13 protein-coding genes are annotated in these 15159 nt (G+C 62.4%); 4 read left to right on the plus strand and 9 right to left on the minus strand.

The features are described from left to right. Nucleotides 1–54: 54 nt before the first annotated feature. Both PMI25_RS02515 and PMI25_RS02520 read left to right on the plus strand, forming a co-directional pair. Nucleotides 55–501, plus strand: a complete 447-nt coding sequence (locus PMI25_RS02515) for a TadE/TadG family type IV pilus assembly protein (RefSeq protein WP_007963015.1) — start codon at nucleotides 55–57, stop codon at nucleotides 499–501. After that, on the plus strand, nucleotides 498–3245 hold the full coding sequence (locus tag PMI25_RS02520) for a PAS domain-containing sensor histidine kinase (protein ID WP_007963016.1): 2748 nt from the start codon (nucleotides 498–500) through the stop codon (nucleotides 3243–3245). Before PMI25_RS02515 ends, PMI25_RS02520 begins: the two co-directional genes overlap by 4 nt. Here the strand turns inward: PMI25_RS02520 and PMI25_RS02525 are convergent. The 5 genes from PMI25_RS02525 to PMI25_RS02545 form a co-directional block, all read right to left on the minus strand. Beyond that, nucleotides 3242–5230: a pilus assembly protein TadG-related protein gene (locus PMI25_RS02525; RefSeq protein ID WP_007963017.1), complete on the minus strand. Its 1989-nt coding sequence runs from the start codon at nucleotides 5228–5230 to the stop codon at nucleotides 3242–3244. The genes PMI25_RS02520 and PMI25_RS02525 overlap by 4 nt on opposite strands. Nucleotides 5231–5482: 252 nt before the next feature. Continuing rightward, nucleotides 5483–6040 carry a DUF4136 domain-containing protein gene (locus PMI25_RS02530; RefSeq protein ID WP_007963018.1) on the minus strand — a complete coding sequence of 186 codons (558 nt, stop codon included), beginning with the start codon at nucleotides 6038–6040 and terminating at the stop codon, nucleotides 5483–5485. Nucleotides 6041–6091: 51 nt separating this feature from the next. Next, on the minus strand, nucleotides 6092–6703 hold the full coding sequence (locus PMI25_RS02535; RefSeq protein ID WP_007963019.1) for a DUF4136 domain-containing protein: 612 nt from the start codon (nucleotides 6701–6703) through the stop codon (nucleotides 6092–6094). Nucleotides 6704–6715: 12 nt separating this feature from the next. Continuing rightward, nucleotides 6716–7465 carry a methyltransferase gene (locus PMI25_RS02540; RefSeq protein ID WP_007963020.1) on the minus strand — a complete coding sequence of 250 codons (750 nt, stop codon included), beginning with the start codon at nucleotides 7463–7465 and terminating at the stop codon, nucleotides 6716–6718. Continuing rightward, nucleotides 7465–7767 (minus strand): MazG-like family protein, encoded by a 303-nt coding sequence (locus PMI25_RS02545; protein ID WP_007951009.1) that lies wholly within the window; start codon nucleotides 7765–7767, stop codon nucleotides 7465–7467. Before PMI25_RS02545 ends, PMI25_RS02540 begins: the two co-directional genes overlap by 1 nt. A 239-nt stretch (nucleotides 7768–8006) precedes the next feature. Between PMI25_RS02545 and PMI25_RS02550 the strand changes: the two genes are divergently transcribed. Together PMI25_RS02550 and PMI25_RS02555 are read left to right on the plus strand one after the other, a co-directional pair. Beyond that, entirely contained in the window at nucleotides 8007–8300 is a 294-nt protein-coding gene (locus PMI25_RS02550; protein WP_007963021.1) for a hypothetical protein, read from the plus strand. A 151-nt stretch (nucleotides 8301–8451) separates the two neighbouring features. Continuing rightward, a complete protein-coding gene (locus tag PMI25_RS02555; protein WP_007963022.1) occupies nucleotides 8452–9801 on the plus strand; it encodes an MATE family efflux transporter in 1350 nt (449 codons plus the stop codon). Here PMI25_RS02555 and PMI25_RS02560 read toward each other — a convergent pair. The 4 genes from PMI25_RS02560 to speA all read right to left on the minus strand — a co-directional run bounded on the left by PMI25_RS02560 (nucleotide 9795) and on the right by speA (nucleotide 14955). Then, entirely contained in the window at nucleotides 9795–10670 is an 876-nt protein-coding gene (locus PMI25_RS02560; RefSeq protein WP_007963024.1) for an alpha/beta hydrolase, read from the minus strand. The genes PMI25_RS02555 and PMI25_RS02560 overlap by 7 nt on opposite strands. 12 nt (nucleotides 10671–10682) lie before the next feature. Continuing rightward, entirely contained in the window at nucleotides 10683–11477 is a 795-nt protein-coding gene (locus PMI25_RS02565; RefSeq protein ID WP_007963026.1) for a DUF4123 domain-containing protein, read from the minus strand. Continuing rightward, entirely contained in the window at nucleotides 11474–12811 is a 1338-nt protein-coding gene (locus PMI25_RS02570) for a contractile injection system protein, VgrG/Pvc8 family (RefSeq protein ID WP_007963028.1), read from the minus strand. The genes PMI25_RS02565 and PMI25_RS02570 overlap by 4 nt, the downstream gene beginning before the upstream one ends. A gap of 230 nt (nucleotides 12812–13041) precedes the next feature. Further along, nucleotides 13042–14955, minus strand: coding sequence for an arginine decarboxylase (gene speA, locus PMI25_RS02575; protein WP_007963030.1), 1914 nt, complete (start codon nucleotides 14953–14955; stop codon nucleotides 13042–13044). Nucleotides 14956–15159: the final 204 nt, after the last annotated feature.

Below are 15159 nucleotides of genomic sequence, written 5' to 3' on the forward strand. Positions count from 1 at the left end.
TGCTGAATGATTCTATGCTGATACTACGCAGTGAACGTCAGGGTAGACGCAGTCATGAAAACCGGCTTCGCAAAATCACAGGCAGGCGCAGTGGCGATCGAATTCGCCTTGGTATTCGTGATTTTTTTCGCCGTGTTCTACGCGCTGGTCAGCTACAGCCTGCCGTTTGTATTGATGCAGACTTTCAACGAGGCGACGTCCGAAGCGGTGCGCCGCAGCGTCGCGGTCGACCCCAATACCCCCGGTTACGCCTCCGTGGTGGTGAGCACTGCCAACACCGCGTTGACCCAGCAGTTGCAGTGGGTGCCATCCGCGCTGAACCTGGTGGTCGGCGTCGACACCTCGGCGGTGTATGACGCCACTCAAGGTACGCTGACGGTCAGGGTCGATTACCCCACCAGCAAGCTCAATCAGGTCATTCCGTTTCTGGTGCTGCCGGGCGTGGGTGCAGTGCCGAGTCTGCCCGCCACCCTCTCCGCCGCGTCGAGCCTGAAATTTTGACCGCCGGCGACAATCTGTTCGGGCGCCTGCTCAAGCGCGCGCCACCGCCGGCCAACGAACTGCCCGATCATTTCGGCGCACCGCCGCTGGGCCTGCACCTGCAACTGGACCACGACGGCGGCGTATTGCAGATGGCCGGGCCGTTGCGTCATCTGTTGGCGCAACAGCCGCCTCACGACTCGCCGCTGCCGTTGTCGGCTTATTTACTCGCGCACAGTACGTTGGCGATTGAAGGCCGCCCGCAAGACTGGCAGGGGCAAATGCTCGACCTGGATTTCCCCGGTCTCAGCGATCAGACCCTGCACCTGCGCGGTTGGGTCCAGCCTTCGGCCGAGGGCTGGATGCTGCAACTGATGGACATCGGCGACCTGCTGCTGGAGCGCCAGCAGTCGCGCAATCGTGAAGCCTGTCAGGCCCTCGCCGGGCAAATCAGCGAACACCTGCGCGTCTGCAGCCTGACGCGTTTGCCGATGGTGCTCAGCGAGCAACTGCAGGCCATCGCCCAGCGCTGGCATATCCCGTGTCTGGCTCTCGCCCTGCTCGACGAACAGGAGCAGGGCTGGCAGATCTACGAGCAATATCGCGCCCACGACGCGCCGCTGCTGTGGCAGGACGGCCAGCGTCTGGGCACGCCGCTCGACAGCCTCAACGGCAGCGCGCCGCAACGCCTCGGCACCCATCATGGTTGGTACGAACACGCGCGGGTGGAGGCCACGTTCGGCAACGCCAACGGGTTCGCCGTGCCCTACAGCGACGATCGTGGGGTGGTCGCGTGGCTGCTCTGCGGCTTCTATGCCGTGGACATTGCCGCCCCGCACCTGAACGACCGCGACTGGATGGCCCTGACCAGCGCCCTCGCCGGCCCGTTGCTCAGCCGCCTGCGAGAACAGCAACATCATCACTACACCGAACGCCTCGAATCGCTGCAGACCCTGCTTGGCACCGGTTGGTGGGAAATGCTCGGTGACGAGGTGCTGTTGGCGCCATCGTTGCTTGACGTGTTGCCTGCAGACAGTGCGCGCATGCCCGTGCAAGACTGGCTGGCACTGATACATCCGGCCGATCGCGAAGAACTGCGCAGCCGCCTGCACGCCCTGCAACTGCATGGCGAAGCGCTGACCCTTAACGTTCGTCTGCACCGTTCCGGCCCCGCACAGACACCGCTGTGGTACCGCGTGCAGGGCCAGGTCGCCGGCAGCGGTGAACAGCGGCGGCTGGTGGGGTTCATGCTCGACATCAGCGACACGCGCAACCAGCAGCAACGCGCCGAAGCCGCCCATGCGCGACTGGATAACCTGATCGCCAGTTCGCCGGCAGTGATTTATGTGCAGCGCTACGTCGAGGGTGCGCTGCTTCCTGACTTTTTCAGCGCCAGCCTGCTGCCGCTGCTGGGCTGGACGCCGGCCGAGGGCTGCGCCGCCGACTGGGTGCCACTGATTCACCCCGAGGACCGCGAACTGTATTTCGCTCGCACCCGCCAGCTGTTGCGCGAAGGCTCGGTGCGCGCGCGTTATCGCTTGCGCGACGCGCGCGGCGAATACCACTGGCTGCTCGATGAAGCCAAGCTGCTGCGCAACGACCTTGGCCTGCCGGTCGAAGCCGTCGGCCTGTGGCTGGATGTCACCGAAGCGACCCTCGCCGCCGAGCAGGTCAGGCACAGCGAGGAGCGCTATCGAATTCTGGTGGAAGACTCGCCGGCGATGATCTGCCGTTATCGCCCGGACCTGACCCTGACCTTCGGCAACCGACCGCTGGCGACTTATCTGGAATGCACACCGGAGCAATTGCCGGGGGTCGATCTGGGCAGCTGGATGTCCGACGAACAACGCGCCGCCTTCCTCCAGCGTCTGGCACTGCTGACCCCGGAGCTGCCGGTGAGCACCGCCGAAATCAGTCTGCAATTACCTGGGCGCGAACATGCGTGGTGGGTGTGGTCCGACCGCGGAGTGTTCGATGAACACGGACGCTTGATTGAAGTGCAGGCCGTGGGCCGCGACAACACCGAGGTACGGCGCTCGCAGCAGCAACTCACGCAAAGCGCGAAAATGGCCACCCTTGGCGAAATGGCCACCGGTCTGGCCCACGAAATTAACCAACCGCTGAACGTGATGCGCATGGCCATCGTCAACGTGCTCAAGCGCCTGGGCAACGGCGATGTGCAGATCGACTACCTCACCGACAAACTCAACCGCATCGATGCCCAGGTGCAGCGCGCGGCAAAAGTGGTCGATCACATGCGCGTATTCGGCCGCCGCTCGGAGATCGAGCAGCAACTGTTCAACCCGGCCTCGGCCATCGAAGGCACGTTGTCGTTGCTGGCCGAAGGCATGCGCGGCAAAGGCGTGGATCTGCGCATCAGCGAAACCGCTTTCAGCGTGCAGGTGCGCGGTTACGTCGATCAGCTGGAGCAGGTGCTGATCAACCTGATGGTCAACGCCCGCGATGCGCTGCTCGGCAAGCGCGAAAAAGATTCGTCGTTCAAACCGTGGATTTCGATCTACGCCGAGCGCGATGAAAGCAAAGTGCGGCTGTGGGTCGAGGACAACGGCGGCGGCATCGATCCGCGCTTGCTGGAACGGATTTTCGAACCGTTTTTCACCACCAAACCGGTGGGCGTCGGCACCGGGCTGGGGCTGTCGGTGAGCTACGGCATCATCGAAAACATGGGCGGGCAATTGAGCGTGCGCAACTCGCTGGAGGGCGCACGTTTCTGCATCGAGTTGCCGATTGCCCCGGACGCCTAGATCACCAGATAGGCCTTGCCGGTCTGGCCACAGGTCATGTTGGCGCCGACGTCGACGTCCATCAGGTTGATGCCCAGGCTTTTAAGCAGATTGTTGAGCAATGGATCGAGCAACGGGCTGACCAGGTTGGTCACCACAGGCAGCAGATGATTGGTGACGTCACTGATCAATGAGGCGACGCCAGTCACGATTGCGCCCAGTGGATTACTGCCTTGCGGTCTGTATACGATCAAATTGATCCCCGCCAACGTGTTGCTCAGGCTGCCGACGATATTGGAGGTCGGCGCAGCTGATTGCACGCTTGGCGGCAGTTTCAGGTTGGCGGGTGTCGCGAATGGCGTACCGCTGGAAAACAGCAAGTCCTGCGAGTTTTGCGCGACGGGGGTATCCAGCATGATTGCGATGCCGCCGGCACCGTATTGAATATGCGAATTGGGGTCGCAACTGCCGAGCCCGGCGACCCTGTAACACGTCGCGATGCCCAGGTCGATCAGCGGCAATGGCGTGACCGTCGGCTCGGCTGAGGATGAGAACGCATTAGTGGGATCGATCTTGCCGAGTTTGAGGTCGGCAATAGAGGTAACGGTATGTGCGGTCAGGCTCTTGGTACCGGTGGATCCGGTCGGGCAGCTGTAATCGGTAACATAACTTTTGGCACCACCTGCATCCAGGCTGATATCGATTCTCGGCGACGGCAAAAGCAGTGGATCCAGTTGCTGGCAGCCAAGACATACCACCGAGTTCAGCACTGCCACCAGATTCAGACCGAGCACCGCATTGAGTGTCGAGGTCAGCCCACCCACCAGCCCCAGCACCGCATTGGTCAGCCCGGCCACCCCGCTCAATACCGGCAGATCCACCGAAAGCATCGTGCGAATCTGTGCCGTGCGCACATAAATCCGGTCCGCCCCCAACGGATTGGCCTTGGCCCGCGCCGGGTCGCCAATCGCCGAGAACTGCGGTGGCTCGATCACCTTGACCCGCACCGTGACATTCGCCAGCCCCAGCACGCTGATCGGCAAGGTCGCGGCCACCGCGCTTTTGCTGTTGGCCAGTTGCACCACGCCCTGAATCAGTTGCAGCAGTTGCAGGTTGGCATCCAGCCCCGCCGCTGTGGTGCCGGTCTGCAGTTGCAGGATGTCGCCGAGTTTGACCGGTGCAGCATTGATCGCCGCCACCTGCAGCTGACCCAGCGCAGTGATCACCGTAGCGGTCGCGCCATTGAGCTGGACCACCGTAGCCGCCGCCTGAATCAGCTGGGTGACCGTGGCCTGGGTGTTGAGCAATTGCGTGTAGTTGCCGGCGGCGACATTGAGGTTGATCGCCAGTTGATTGAGGTAGCTGAGCAGGTTGATATCGGTATTGAGCAGACCGTCCCAACCCAGTGCCGTGAGGTTGACGTTGCCGCCAAGCAGCCCGGAGAACAGCGGATTGAGAATGTTCGACTGGGCGGTGTTGATGCTCGCCAGGGTGCTGCGGATGTTCAGTTGCGCCACCGTTGGTATTGGTTGCGCGGCGACGGCCGAGGCATTGAGCGTGGTGTTGAGGCTGACCGCCGAGCCGCTGAACAAGGCCTGCACGCCGCCGGCAAAACTGGTGATGACCGTGCGGCTGGCAACCACTTTGATCGCGCTCGACTGGGTTGCATCGACGGTAAACGCACGCAGGCCGCTGGCGGCGGTCTGCACACTGCCGCAGGTCGTCGCGAGGGTGTTGTTGCTATCGACGATGTAGCCATTGCGCACCGCGCTTTGCCCGGCATACGTGGCCGCGCTCAGGCCGGACTGACAATTGCCGCCGCGACTGACCGCTTCCAGCGCCGCGCTGTCGACCACCCGCTGCAACTTGCGCTGCTCCATGTACAGCCGACCGGTGTCGACCACCAACAGCATCAACACCAGCGCCAGACTGAGGGTGGCAGCCGCCATCAAGCCGATCGCCCCGCGTTGCCGGGCCGGACCGTTGAACTGCGTACGAGGCGACATGGCGCACTCCTTTGCCGGCGCGTTGCCGAGCGCTACCTCCGATGGTGGGTTTGAGTGTAGACGGCGCTAATGGCAACGCGCCATTTGGTGCCGCACAAAACCCTGCAGACCTCGCTTGCTCGCGAATGCGCTGTGCCATTCAACATGGATGTGGCTGGCACGCCGTCTTCGCGAGCAAGCTCGCTCCCACAGGGGGATTTGTGGTGGGCAAAAAATGGGAGCCTCTTGGGCTCCCGTTTTTTTTACAGCGGACTAGCGTGGTGGATAGTTGGCCAATATCCGGCTGACGGTTTCGCGCACCGCGTTGCTGCGATCCTGTGGATTGGGCGTGCTGCTGAGCATCTGCTCATCGCTGCCGCGCCACACCAGTTTGCCGTCCTTGCCATCAAGCAGGTCGATCTGGATCGTTGCCACCTTGTAGGTGATGTTGCGGGTTTCGTTGTACATCGGCGCGCCCCAGTAACCGTTCCACGGGCCGCCCCATCCGCCGCCGTAGTTGGTGGTGACTTGCTGCTGGCGATCTTCGACGATCAGGTAGGTCTGCACGCTCAGGTCGCCCTTGGCCCCGGCAGCGGCGGGACGCAAGCCGCGCTGGTCGAGCTGATCGCTGACGGCCTGGCGGATGCGCTGCTCGGTCAGGTCGCTCTTGATCCGTGGATCATCCGGGCGATATTGCAGCGCCGGTTCTTTCCAGCTCCAGCTGCGATAGGCGGCGAAGTCGCGGCTGGCGTCAAAGTCATGGTTGACCTGGTTGGCAGCGCAGGCACTGAGCAGCGCGGCCATGGCCAGTAAAGCAAGACGACGGAACATGGTTGTTCTCCGGTTGAAGGCCTGAACCTGCGAAGCGTTCTCACATGAAGTCTAGCTCGGCGGATAGGCCGACAGGGCTTTTTCCAGAGCCTCGCGAATGGCGTCGGTGCGCACCAGTTGGCTACCCTGATTGGCGGTTTCGGCGCTGGCGCTCCACACCGGTTGACCGGTGCCGGCGTCGAACAGATTGACCTGCACCACCACGACCTGCTCCTGATAAGTACGCACAATCGGCACGGTGTTGTACATGCCGTAACCGCGACCATAACGATCATAGCCGCCGTATCCGCCGTAGTAGCCGTAGTCGTCCTGCACCTGACGCAACCGGGTTTCCAGACGCAGATTGGCGCTGACCAGCAAATCGGCCGGACGATTGTCGTGCAACGGGCGCAACCCACGCTGATCCAGCGCATTGCTCACCGCTTCGGCCACTTGCGCCGAATCGGCCCAAGCCGTGCCCGGCGGCAATTGCCCGTTGAGCCAGGCCCAACTGCGATAGCGCCCGTAATCGCGTGGCGGCGCCGGGTAGGCGCTGCGATCAAACGTATTGGCCGCTTGCGGCGGCGCCGGCGGCAACGGCCGCGACTGCGCCACGTAGGGGTTGCTGCCCTGGCAGGCGGCCAACCCCAGACAGGTCAGCAATAAACCGGATTGAGCTTTCATAGGGTGCTCCGATCAGATCGGCCGGCAGATCCAGTGCAAGTAACGCCCAAGCCCGGCGAAGCTTGGGTGGCGACGGTGAGCGAGCTCCATCTCCAGCAAATCCACCAGTTCGGCGCGGGCCTGGAATTCCACGGGCATGTAGTCGTGAAAAACCCGGATCCCGCTCTGGGTTTCGACCTGCCACAAGCCTGCGAGTTGCGTTGCCAATTCCCGCGGATCGAGCGGTTGCTGCGGGGTCAGGCTCTGCTTTTCACCGGCCATGGTGTTTTTGCGCATTTTCTTGAAATGGCCCTTGAGCAGGTTGCGATAAATCAGCGCATCACGGTTGTAGAACGCCAGCGACAGCCAGCCACCGGGTTTGGTCAACTGATGCAACACCGGCAGGATCGCGTGGGGTTCGGCCAGCCATTCGAGCACCGCGTGGCAGATCACCAGATCGTAGGGTTCGGTGAGCTGACCGAGCAGCTTCTGCCACGGCGCCTGAATGAACGTCGCGCTCTGCCCGGCTTCGGCGAAGCGCTGGCGGGCACCTTCGAGCATCGGTTCGGCCGGTTCGGTGAAGGTCACTTCATGGCCGCGTTCGGCCAGCCACAGCGACATGTGGCCCAGACCACCGCCAATGTCCAGAACGCGCAATGGCCGATCCGGCAGCGCTTCGGCTAGGTCGGCCTGCAGCACCGCGAGGCGAATCGCACCTTTGGCGCCGCCGTAGATTTTTTCGGCGAACCGGGTCGCCAACTGATCGAAATGCCGGTCGCTCATCAGCTGAACCGCCGTTCGCTGTCGGCGAGCTTGCTGCGCACCACTTCATTCATGTCCAGCCCCAACTCGCTGCACAGCAGCAACAGGTACAGGACGATGTCGCCGACTTCCTGCCCGGCATGCGCCAGTTTGTCCGCCGGCAACTGGCGCGACTGGTCTTCAGTCAGCCATTGGAAGATCTCCACCAGCTCGGACATTTCCACGCTGGCGGCCATGGCGAGGTTTTTCGGGCTGTGAAATTGCCGCCAGTCATTGCGGTCGCGAATGGCGTGCAGGCGTTCGGTCAGTTCAACAAGGTTCATCGGGTTCTCCTGAAGGCGTATAGCTTCGGGGGGTTGTGCGTTGAAGGCAAGGCCCATGTTGGAGCTGCCGCAGGCTGCGATCTTTTGATCTTGCCCTTGAAAATCAACAGCAAAAGATCGCAGCCTGCGGCAGCTCCTACAGATTTTCCGTTCGACGCAGCATTGGGCCATACTCCTGACAGGGAACTCGGCCACCTGCGTTGTGGCCCAAGGCTCAGCTCTTTCATCAGGATGAACACATGCAGGTAGAAAGCTTTTTCGAATGGCTCGGCCAGGCACTCGGTTCGATCATCCGTTTCATCGTCGATGGGCTCAGCGGCCTGTTCAACATTCTCAGCAACGCTGGCGGCAACTTTGTCGATGGCTTGGCGAAGACGCTGGGCATGGACACCTCGATCATCAGCATCCTCGCGCTGATCGTCGGTTTGATGCTGTTGTGGTCGGCGATTCGCGCGTTCATGAATGCATCGATCATTGCCGGGATCATCTGGCTGCTGCTGGGGTTGTGGTTGCTGAGCTGGATCATCCATTAGCCCTCGTAGGAGCGAGCCTGCTCGCGAAGGCGTCAGATCAGCCAAAACTGCTCTGAATGACACACCGCTGTCGCGAGCAGGCTCACTCCCACATTGGTTGCATCGCAGGCCGCACGAATCGCTACAATCCCCGCTCCCCCAAGGAGCCCGCATGTCCAACCTGATTGCCGACTGGCGCGACCGTCCGACTCACCGCAAGGTCTGGGCGCTCGCCGCGCCGATGATTCTTTCCAATATTTCCGTGCCGCTGGTGGCGCTGGTCGACAGCACCGTCATCGGTCACCTGCCCCACGCCCATCAATTGGGCGCGGTGGCGGTCGGCGCCAGCCTCTATACCTTTCTCGCCTGGGCCATGGGCTTTCTGCGCATGGGCACCACCGGGTTTGCCGCGCAGGCCGCCGGGCGCAGCGATGGCGCGGCGTTGCGGCAGATTCTGTTGCAGGGTCTGCTGCTGGCGCTGGGACTGGCGATCGTGCTCGGCACTCTCGGCGTGCCGTTGAGCGGCGTGGCCCTGCACTTCATGCAGCCCTCAGCCGAACTCGATCAACTGACCCGCGAGTTCTTCCACACCCGGTTATTCGGTCTGCCGGCCGCGCTGGCCAGTTATGCGTTGGTCGGCTGGTTTCTCGGCACCCAGAACGCCCGGGCGCCGCTGGCGATTCTGTTGAGCACCAACCTGATCAACATTGCTCTGAACCTGTGGTTCGTGATTGGCCTGCAATGGGGCGTGGTCGGCTCGGCCCGGGCCTCGGTGATCGCCGAGTGGAGCGGCGCCCTGCTCGGCCTGTGGCTGACCCGTGGCGCGTTGCGCGCCTATCCCGGGCACATCGTCTGGGGAGCGTTGAAGCTGTGGCGGAGCTGGCGCCCGTTGCTGGCGGTCAATCGCGACATTTTCATCCGCAGCCTGGCGCTGCAATCAGTGTTTTTCCTGATCACCGTGCAAGGCGCGCGATTGGGCGATGCCACGGTGGCGGCGAATGCGCTGCTGCTCAACGGCTTGCTGTTGACCGCGCATGCACTGGACGGGCTGGCGCATGCGGTCGAAGCCTTGTGCGGACATGCCATCGGCGCCCGCGACCGGCTCGCGCTGCGCCGTTCACTGGTGGTGGCCGGCGGCTGGTCGTTGCTGGCCAGCCTCGGTTTTGCCGCGCTGTTTCTGTTAGGCGGGCATTTGTTTATTGAGATGCAGACCGACATCCAGAGCGTGCGCGACACCGCGTTCATCTATCTGCCGTATCTGGCGGTACTGCCGCTGATTGCGGTGTGGAGCTACTTGCTCGATGGCCTGTTCATCGGCGCCACCCGCGCCCGGGAGATGCGCAACGGCATGCTGCTGACCGTCGCCCTGCTGCTGCCGTTCGCCTGGGCATTACAGGGACTGGGCAATCATGGGCTGTGGATAACGTTCCTGCTGTTTATGGTCTTGCGCAGCCTGACCCTCGGCGCACTGGCCCTGTGGCTGCGGCGCAACGACGGCTGGTTCAGCGGCACCGCTCACTGAGCCGGTGTGTGTTTGACGAATGCGACGACTTGATCGAGTACCGGCGCCAAGCGCCGAAGTGGCCGCGACAGGGCCGCCACCAGCGTCACATGATTGGGGCGCGAGTAGTACAGATCCTGCACCGGCACACCGGCCTCGCGCAGTTTGCGCGCCAGGCCTGCGGTGTTGCGCGTCGGGTTGACCAGATTGTCCCTGGTCGCGGCGATCAGCAGCGCCGGAGGCTCGCCCTGCCTGACATGGTTGATCGGCTGCGATTGCGGCGGTGAGTCCGGCCAGAAGAACACCGGACGCACCTGCGGATTCTCGATTGGCAGAAAATCATACGGCCCGGCCAGGCCGATCCAGCCGCTGAGGTCTTTTGGCGACATGCCCACCGCACCCAGCAGACCCGGATCCAGCGCCAGCATCGCCGCGTTGTAAGCGCCGGAACTGTGGCCCATCAGGTACAGGCGTTGCGGGTTGCCGGAGTATTCGCGGATATGCGCCCGGGTCCAGGCCACCGCCCGCGCCGAATCTTCAAGAAACAGCGGATAGCGCACTTGCGGATACAGCCGATAATCCGCCAGCACCGCGACAATCCCCCGCGACGCCAGCGCCTCGCCGACAAACGCGTAATCGCCGCGATCACCGCTGTTCCAGCTGCCGCCGTAGAAGAACACCACCACCGGTGCGCCCTCCAACGGCTGGCGTGGCACGTAGACATCGAGTTTCTGTCGCGGATCATCGCCATAGGTTATTCCGACGGTTCTGTGGAACGTGTCGTCGGGGGTCAGTGCATTGAGCACCTTGACCGGAGAACATCCTGTCAGCACCAGCAGCAGGAATCCGCCGAGGATTGCGCCGAACCGTTGCCAGCGAGGATTTGCCATGAATGCCGCACCTCAGGGTTGATCTGTCTGCCAGTGTTGTCGCACATGATCGAGGCGTTCCTGCTGGCTCAGCCCGTCCGGCACGCCGGGCAGTTGCGACCGCGGATGCTGCAAGCGTAGCCACAACCAGCCATCCAGCACCGCGCGGTCACTGAAACCCAGGCTCAGCCCCTCCTGCACATGGGAGGCCATGCGCGCGTAGTCGGTTCCCAGGGATTGGCACCAGCGCCAGATGTGTTGTTCCAGCAGGCAGCTTTGCAAACGTTCGCGCTGACGATGGGTGAGGCTTTCGTCGATCCCCAGCGGCTCGACCGCCCACTGCGGATTGCGCAGTTGCTGCCAGCCCTGACTGCCGATGGCGAGGTCGGCCCAGGTGCCGCCGAACCAGCGCAGCAGGCGGATCGGCCCGAGCCAGCGACTCAAGTCGGCGGCATCGCAGGCATCGAAGAAATAACTCGCTGTCTGCCGGTTGTAGTAACCGAGCAAGGCGCGGTGATTGAGTCCGAACGAAACCGTCAGCATCCGCCGCAGGTGACGCAGCAGTATCGGTGGCGAGGCATCGCTGGCAAGCAGCAGCCCCCGCCAGGTCTGCGGATCGCGATGACACAGTGCAGCCAGTGCCGGGCTCGCGTGCAATTCGACCAACAGCGGCCCTTGATCGCTCACCGCCTGAAACTCGGTGCCCTCGAACAGCCGCGTGCAATGTACACCGGCGAAGCCCTGACGCAGTGTCGCCAGCGCCTGCTGTGTATCGGCGCCATCGAGCAACAGCCACTGTGCCTGCTGGGCAAACCCGACGCCGCTCAAGTGGCGGTGCCCTGATCCAGCGAGGCGACCAGCCGACAACTGCAGATCGACGCCGTGCAGTGGTTGTAACTGCCACCGCCGGGCATCAGGCACAACAGCAACAGCGGTTCGGCGGACTTGAGCCATTGCGCCAGACCTGCGCTCGGCAGCACGTCCGGCAGTGCCAATGCCTCTGCGCAGTCCTCGATCAGCACCGGTTCCTGCAGCACGCCACTGATGACTGGCTGATCCGGGTCGCCCTCATGAAAACTCACCACCACCTCGACACCTTCACGCAAGGATGCCAGCGACGCGTCGCTCAACGCCGCCGCGAGCGGTAGCCAACAGTGGCTGGCGGCAGCGCCTTCGCCCTGATAGACCCAGTCGAATTGGACGGCCACCGGCCGCTGATCGTCGGGCTGCGGTTCATCGACCGTCACCACCCAGGCACGTTGCAGGCTGTGCATGCGCGGTCTGGCACAAGTGCTGGCCGGCATGGGCAGTGGCGCCTGGGCGCTGGCAACGATGCGGTTGCTGTAAGACGGCTCGCTGCCGGCGTCGGCACGATGTTCGATCCGGCTCAGCAACCAGCGGCGGTTGCACTCGGCAAGGGGATGCGCGGTCAGCGTCAGCCACTGTGCGCTGCGCAAGCTCGGCAGATCGCTGTGGCCATAAGCTTTGCGGGTGCCGACGGTTTGCACGTGCGCATCCGCGGCCTGCACCTCTATCTGCCAGCGTCTTACCGAAGGCGCGCTCGCGCCGGCGTCCACAGAGGCCGCACCAGACACGGGCAACCGCACCGGATCATCGGCGAAGACCAGACAGTGTCCGTTGGGACGATGTTCGAAGTAATAATGAATCCGTGCCTGCGCGCACAGCCGCTGCACAAATTGCAGGTCCGATTCACGGTATTGCGTGCAAAAGGTCCGCACCGGGTAGTCGCCGTGCAAATCAAAGCGGCATTGCGTGCCAGTGATTCCATGCTCCTTGAGCACCTGCGCGAGGATCTGCGGCACACACTGACTGCTGAAAATCCGCTGACTGAAACGCAGTGCCAGACAGCTCAGCTTCGGCTCCAGGGTCACTCGACACAATCGACAACCCTCACCGTGCTCATGCTGGACCACACTCTGCAACTGTCCGCTCAAGCCATTTGGCAAGGGGCCGAACTGCAGGAACGCCGAGCGATACAGCAGACCGGCCAGATTCAATTGCGGATCATCGATCAACAGATCGACGGTAAAGACAAAGGGTTCGCTGATGCCCTCACTTCCGGTAAAGGCCAGCACCTCGAAGGGGTCGGGCAGCCCCGCTACATCGAGACGAAACGACGGCTCGTTGACTGATTCGAACATGGGCGGATCTCTACAGGAGGGGCGGCCGGGGATTCTCGCCGAGAGCCAGAGCCGAGTAGAGAGCTGAAGTACAACTTAGGAAATGACCTACGCGAAAAGCAGACCGTATGACTCTACGGACTGTGCCAGGCAGTCATTTCTCGGGAAATTTGGGAGATGTCCCACCGGGTCATCCGAATTTTCCACAGTTTGAGGGAAAATTTCAGACAACCCGGTGCAACAGACCTGACTCAGGAAGACAGGTAGGAGGAACGGGTCAGACCCAGACGCAAGGCATCGAGGAACTGCGTGCGTTCGCTGGCACTGATCCGGGCACTGGCGCACTTGTCGCGGTAGTGGGTCATCAGTTCTTCCGGCGACAAGTGCACGTAACGCAGCATGTCTTCAATGGTGTCGTGGGTTTCGATACCGGCGTGGTACACGCTGCCATCGGCGTTCTGGTAGATGTTCACCGAGTCGGTGTCACCGAACAGGTTGTGCATGTCGCCGAGGATTTCCTGATAGGCGCCGACCAGGAACACGCCCAGCAGATAGTCTTCACCTTCATTCAGACCGTGCACCGGCAGGCTGGTCTCGATGCTCTGCTCGTCGACGTACTGGTTGATCTTGCCGTCGGAGTCGCAAGTCAGGTCTTGCAACACGGCGCGACGCAGCGGCTCTTCGTCCAGACGATGCAGCGGGATGATCGGCAGTACCTGATCGATCGCCCAGGTGTCCGGCAGGCTCTGGAATACCGAGAAGTTGCAGATGTACTTGTCGGCCAGCTTGTCGTTGAGTTCGTCGAGCACCTGACGGTGCGAACGCTGACGCGCCTTCAACGAGTTGTGCAGGCGGCGGCACACAGCGAAGTAGCATTGCTCGGCCAGGGCTTTTTCCGCCAGGGTCAGCTTGCCGTCGGCGTACTGCGAAGCCACGTCGCTCATGTAGTGGGTGGCGCGCCAGTAGGTTTCGGTGACCATTTCGATGTCGGTCGGGCCGAGCAGGTCCACCAGCCACTGCACGGTTTCCGGCAGCGCTTCCTTGTTTTCGATCTGCGGCACGTCGTCGTTGTGTTTCTCGACGTCGGTCACCTGCACCACCAGCATCGCGTGGTGCGCGGTCAGCGAGCGGCCGCTTTCGGAGAAGATGTGCGGATGCGGCAGGCTCTGCGCGTCGCAGAACTCCTTGAGCATGCCAACCACGACACCGGCGTAGTCGTCCATGTCGTAGTTGATCGAACTGGCATTGCGCGAGTGGGTACCGTCGTAGTCGACACCCAGACCGCCGCCGACGTCGATGTGATCGACCGGCAGGCCCAGGTTGCGCAACTCGCCGTAGTAACGGATGGCTTCCTTGAAACCGTGCTGGTAGTCAGCCAGGTTGGCGATCTGCGAACCCATGTGGAAGTGCAGCAGACGAATGCCCTGATCCAGGCCCGCGGCGCGGAAGCGCTCGACCACCGACAGCAGTTGCGCCGCCGACAGACCGAACTTGGATTTCTCGCCACCGGTGTCCGCCCACTTCGAGGACGCCAGCGACGACAGGCGCACGCGCAGACCGACCTGTGGCTTGACCTTGAGCGAGGCGGCTTCTTCGATCACCAGACCGACTTCGGATTCTTTCTCGATGACGATGAACACGTTGTGGCCCAGCTTCTGGCCCATCAACGCCAGACGGATGAACTCGCGGTCCTTGTAACCGTTGCATACGATGGTGCCGCCCTTCGGGGCCAGCGCCAACACCGCCAGCAGCTCAGGCTTGGAGCCGGCTTCCAGACCGATGGAAACGTTCTGGGTGGCGATGATGTTCTCGATCACCGCTTCCTGCTGGTTGACCTTGATCGGGTACAGCGCGGTGTACTTGCTCTGGTATTCCAGGCGCTCGATGTTCGAGTCGAAAGCACCGGTCAGCTGACGGACACGGTCTTGCAGGATGTCGGGGAAACGCACCAGCAACGGCAAGGACAAGCCGCTCTTGCGCAGTTGGTCGACTTGTTCGAACAGGTCGATGGGCGAACTGCTCGGGCCGTTCGGACGAACTTCGACGCGACCGGCGTCATTGATCGCGAAATACCCGGCCCCCCAATGGCGAATCCCGTAAACACTGCGGCTGTCCGCAACTGTCCATTGGCTGCCATCGTCTTTACGTGTGCGTCGTACGGACATCGAAGTCCCCTATAAAGAAGTCATAGTGCGTCGCCTGATCGCAGGCCGGCGCAGTCTAAAGAATGAAAATGACGGTTCGTCAGCGCGGCGGTAGACCGCGCTGACCGCGTGTAGTTTAGAAACCGGTCATGAACAGGCTCTGTGAAAACCATGGAGACGACGCCGGATCTGAACTGCTTCAGTGCCGGATCAAGCCGCAGATGG

The organism is Pseudomonas sp. GM30 (assembly GCF_000282275.2).
Lineage (GTDB): Bacteria > Pseudomonadota > Gammaproteobacteria > Pseudomonadales > Pseudomonadaceae > Aquipseudomonas.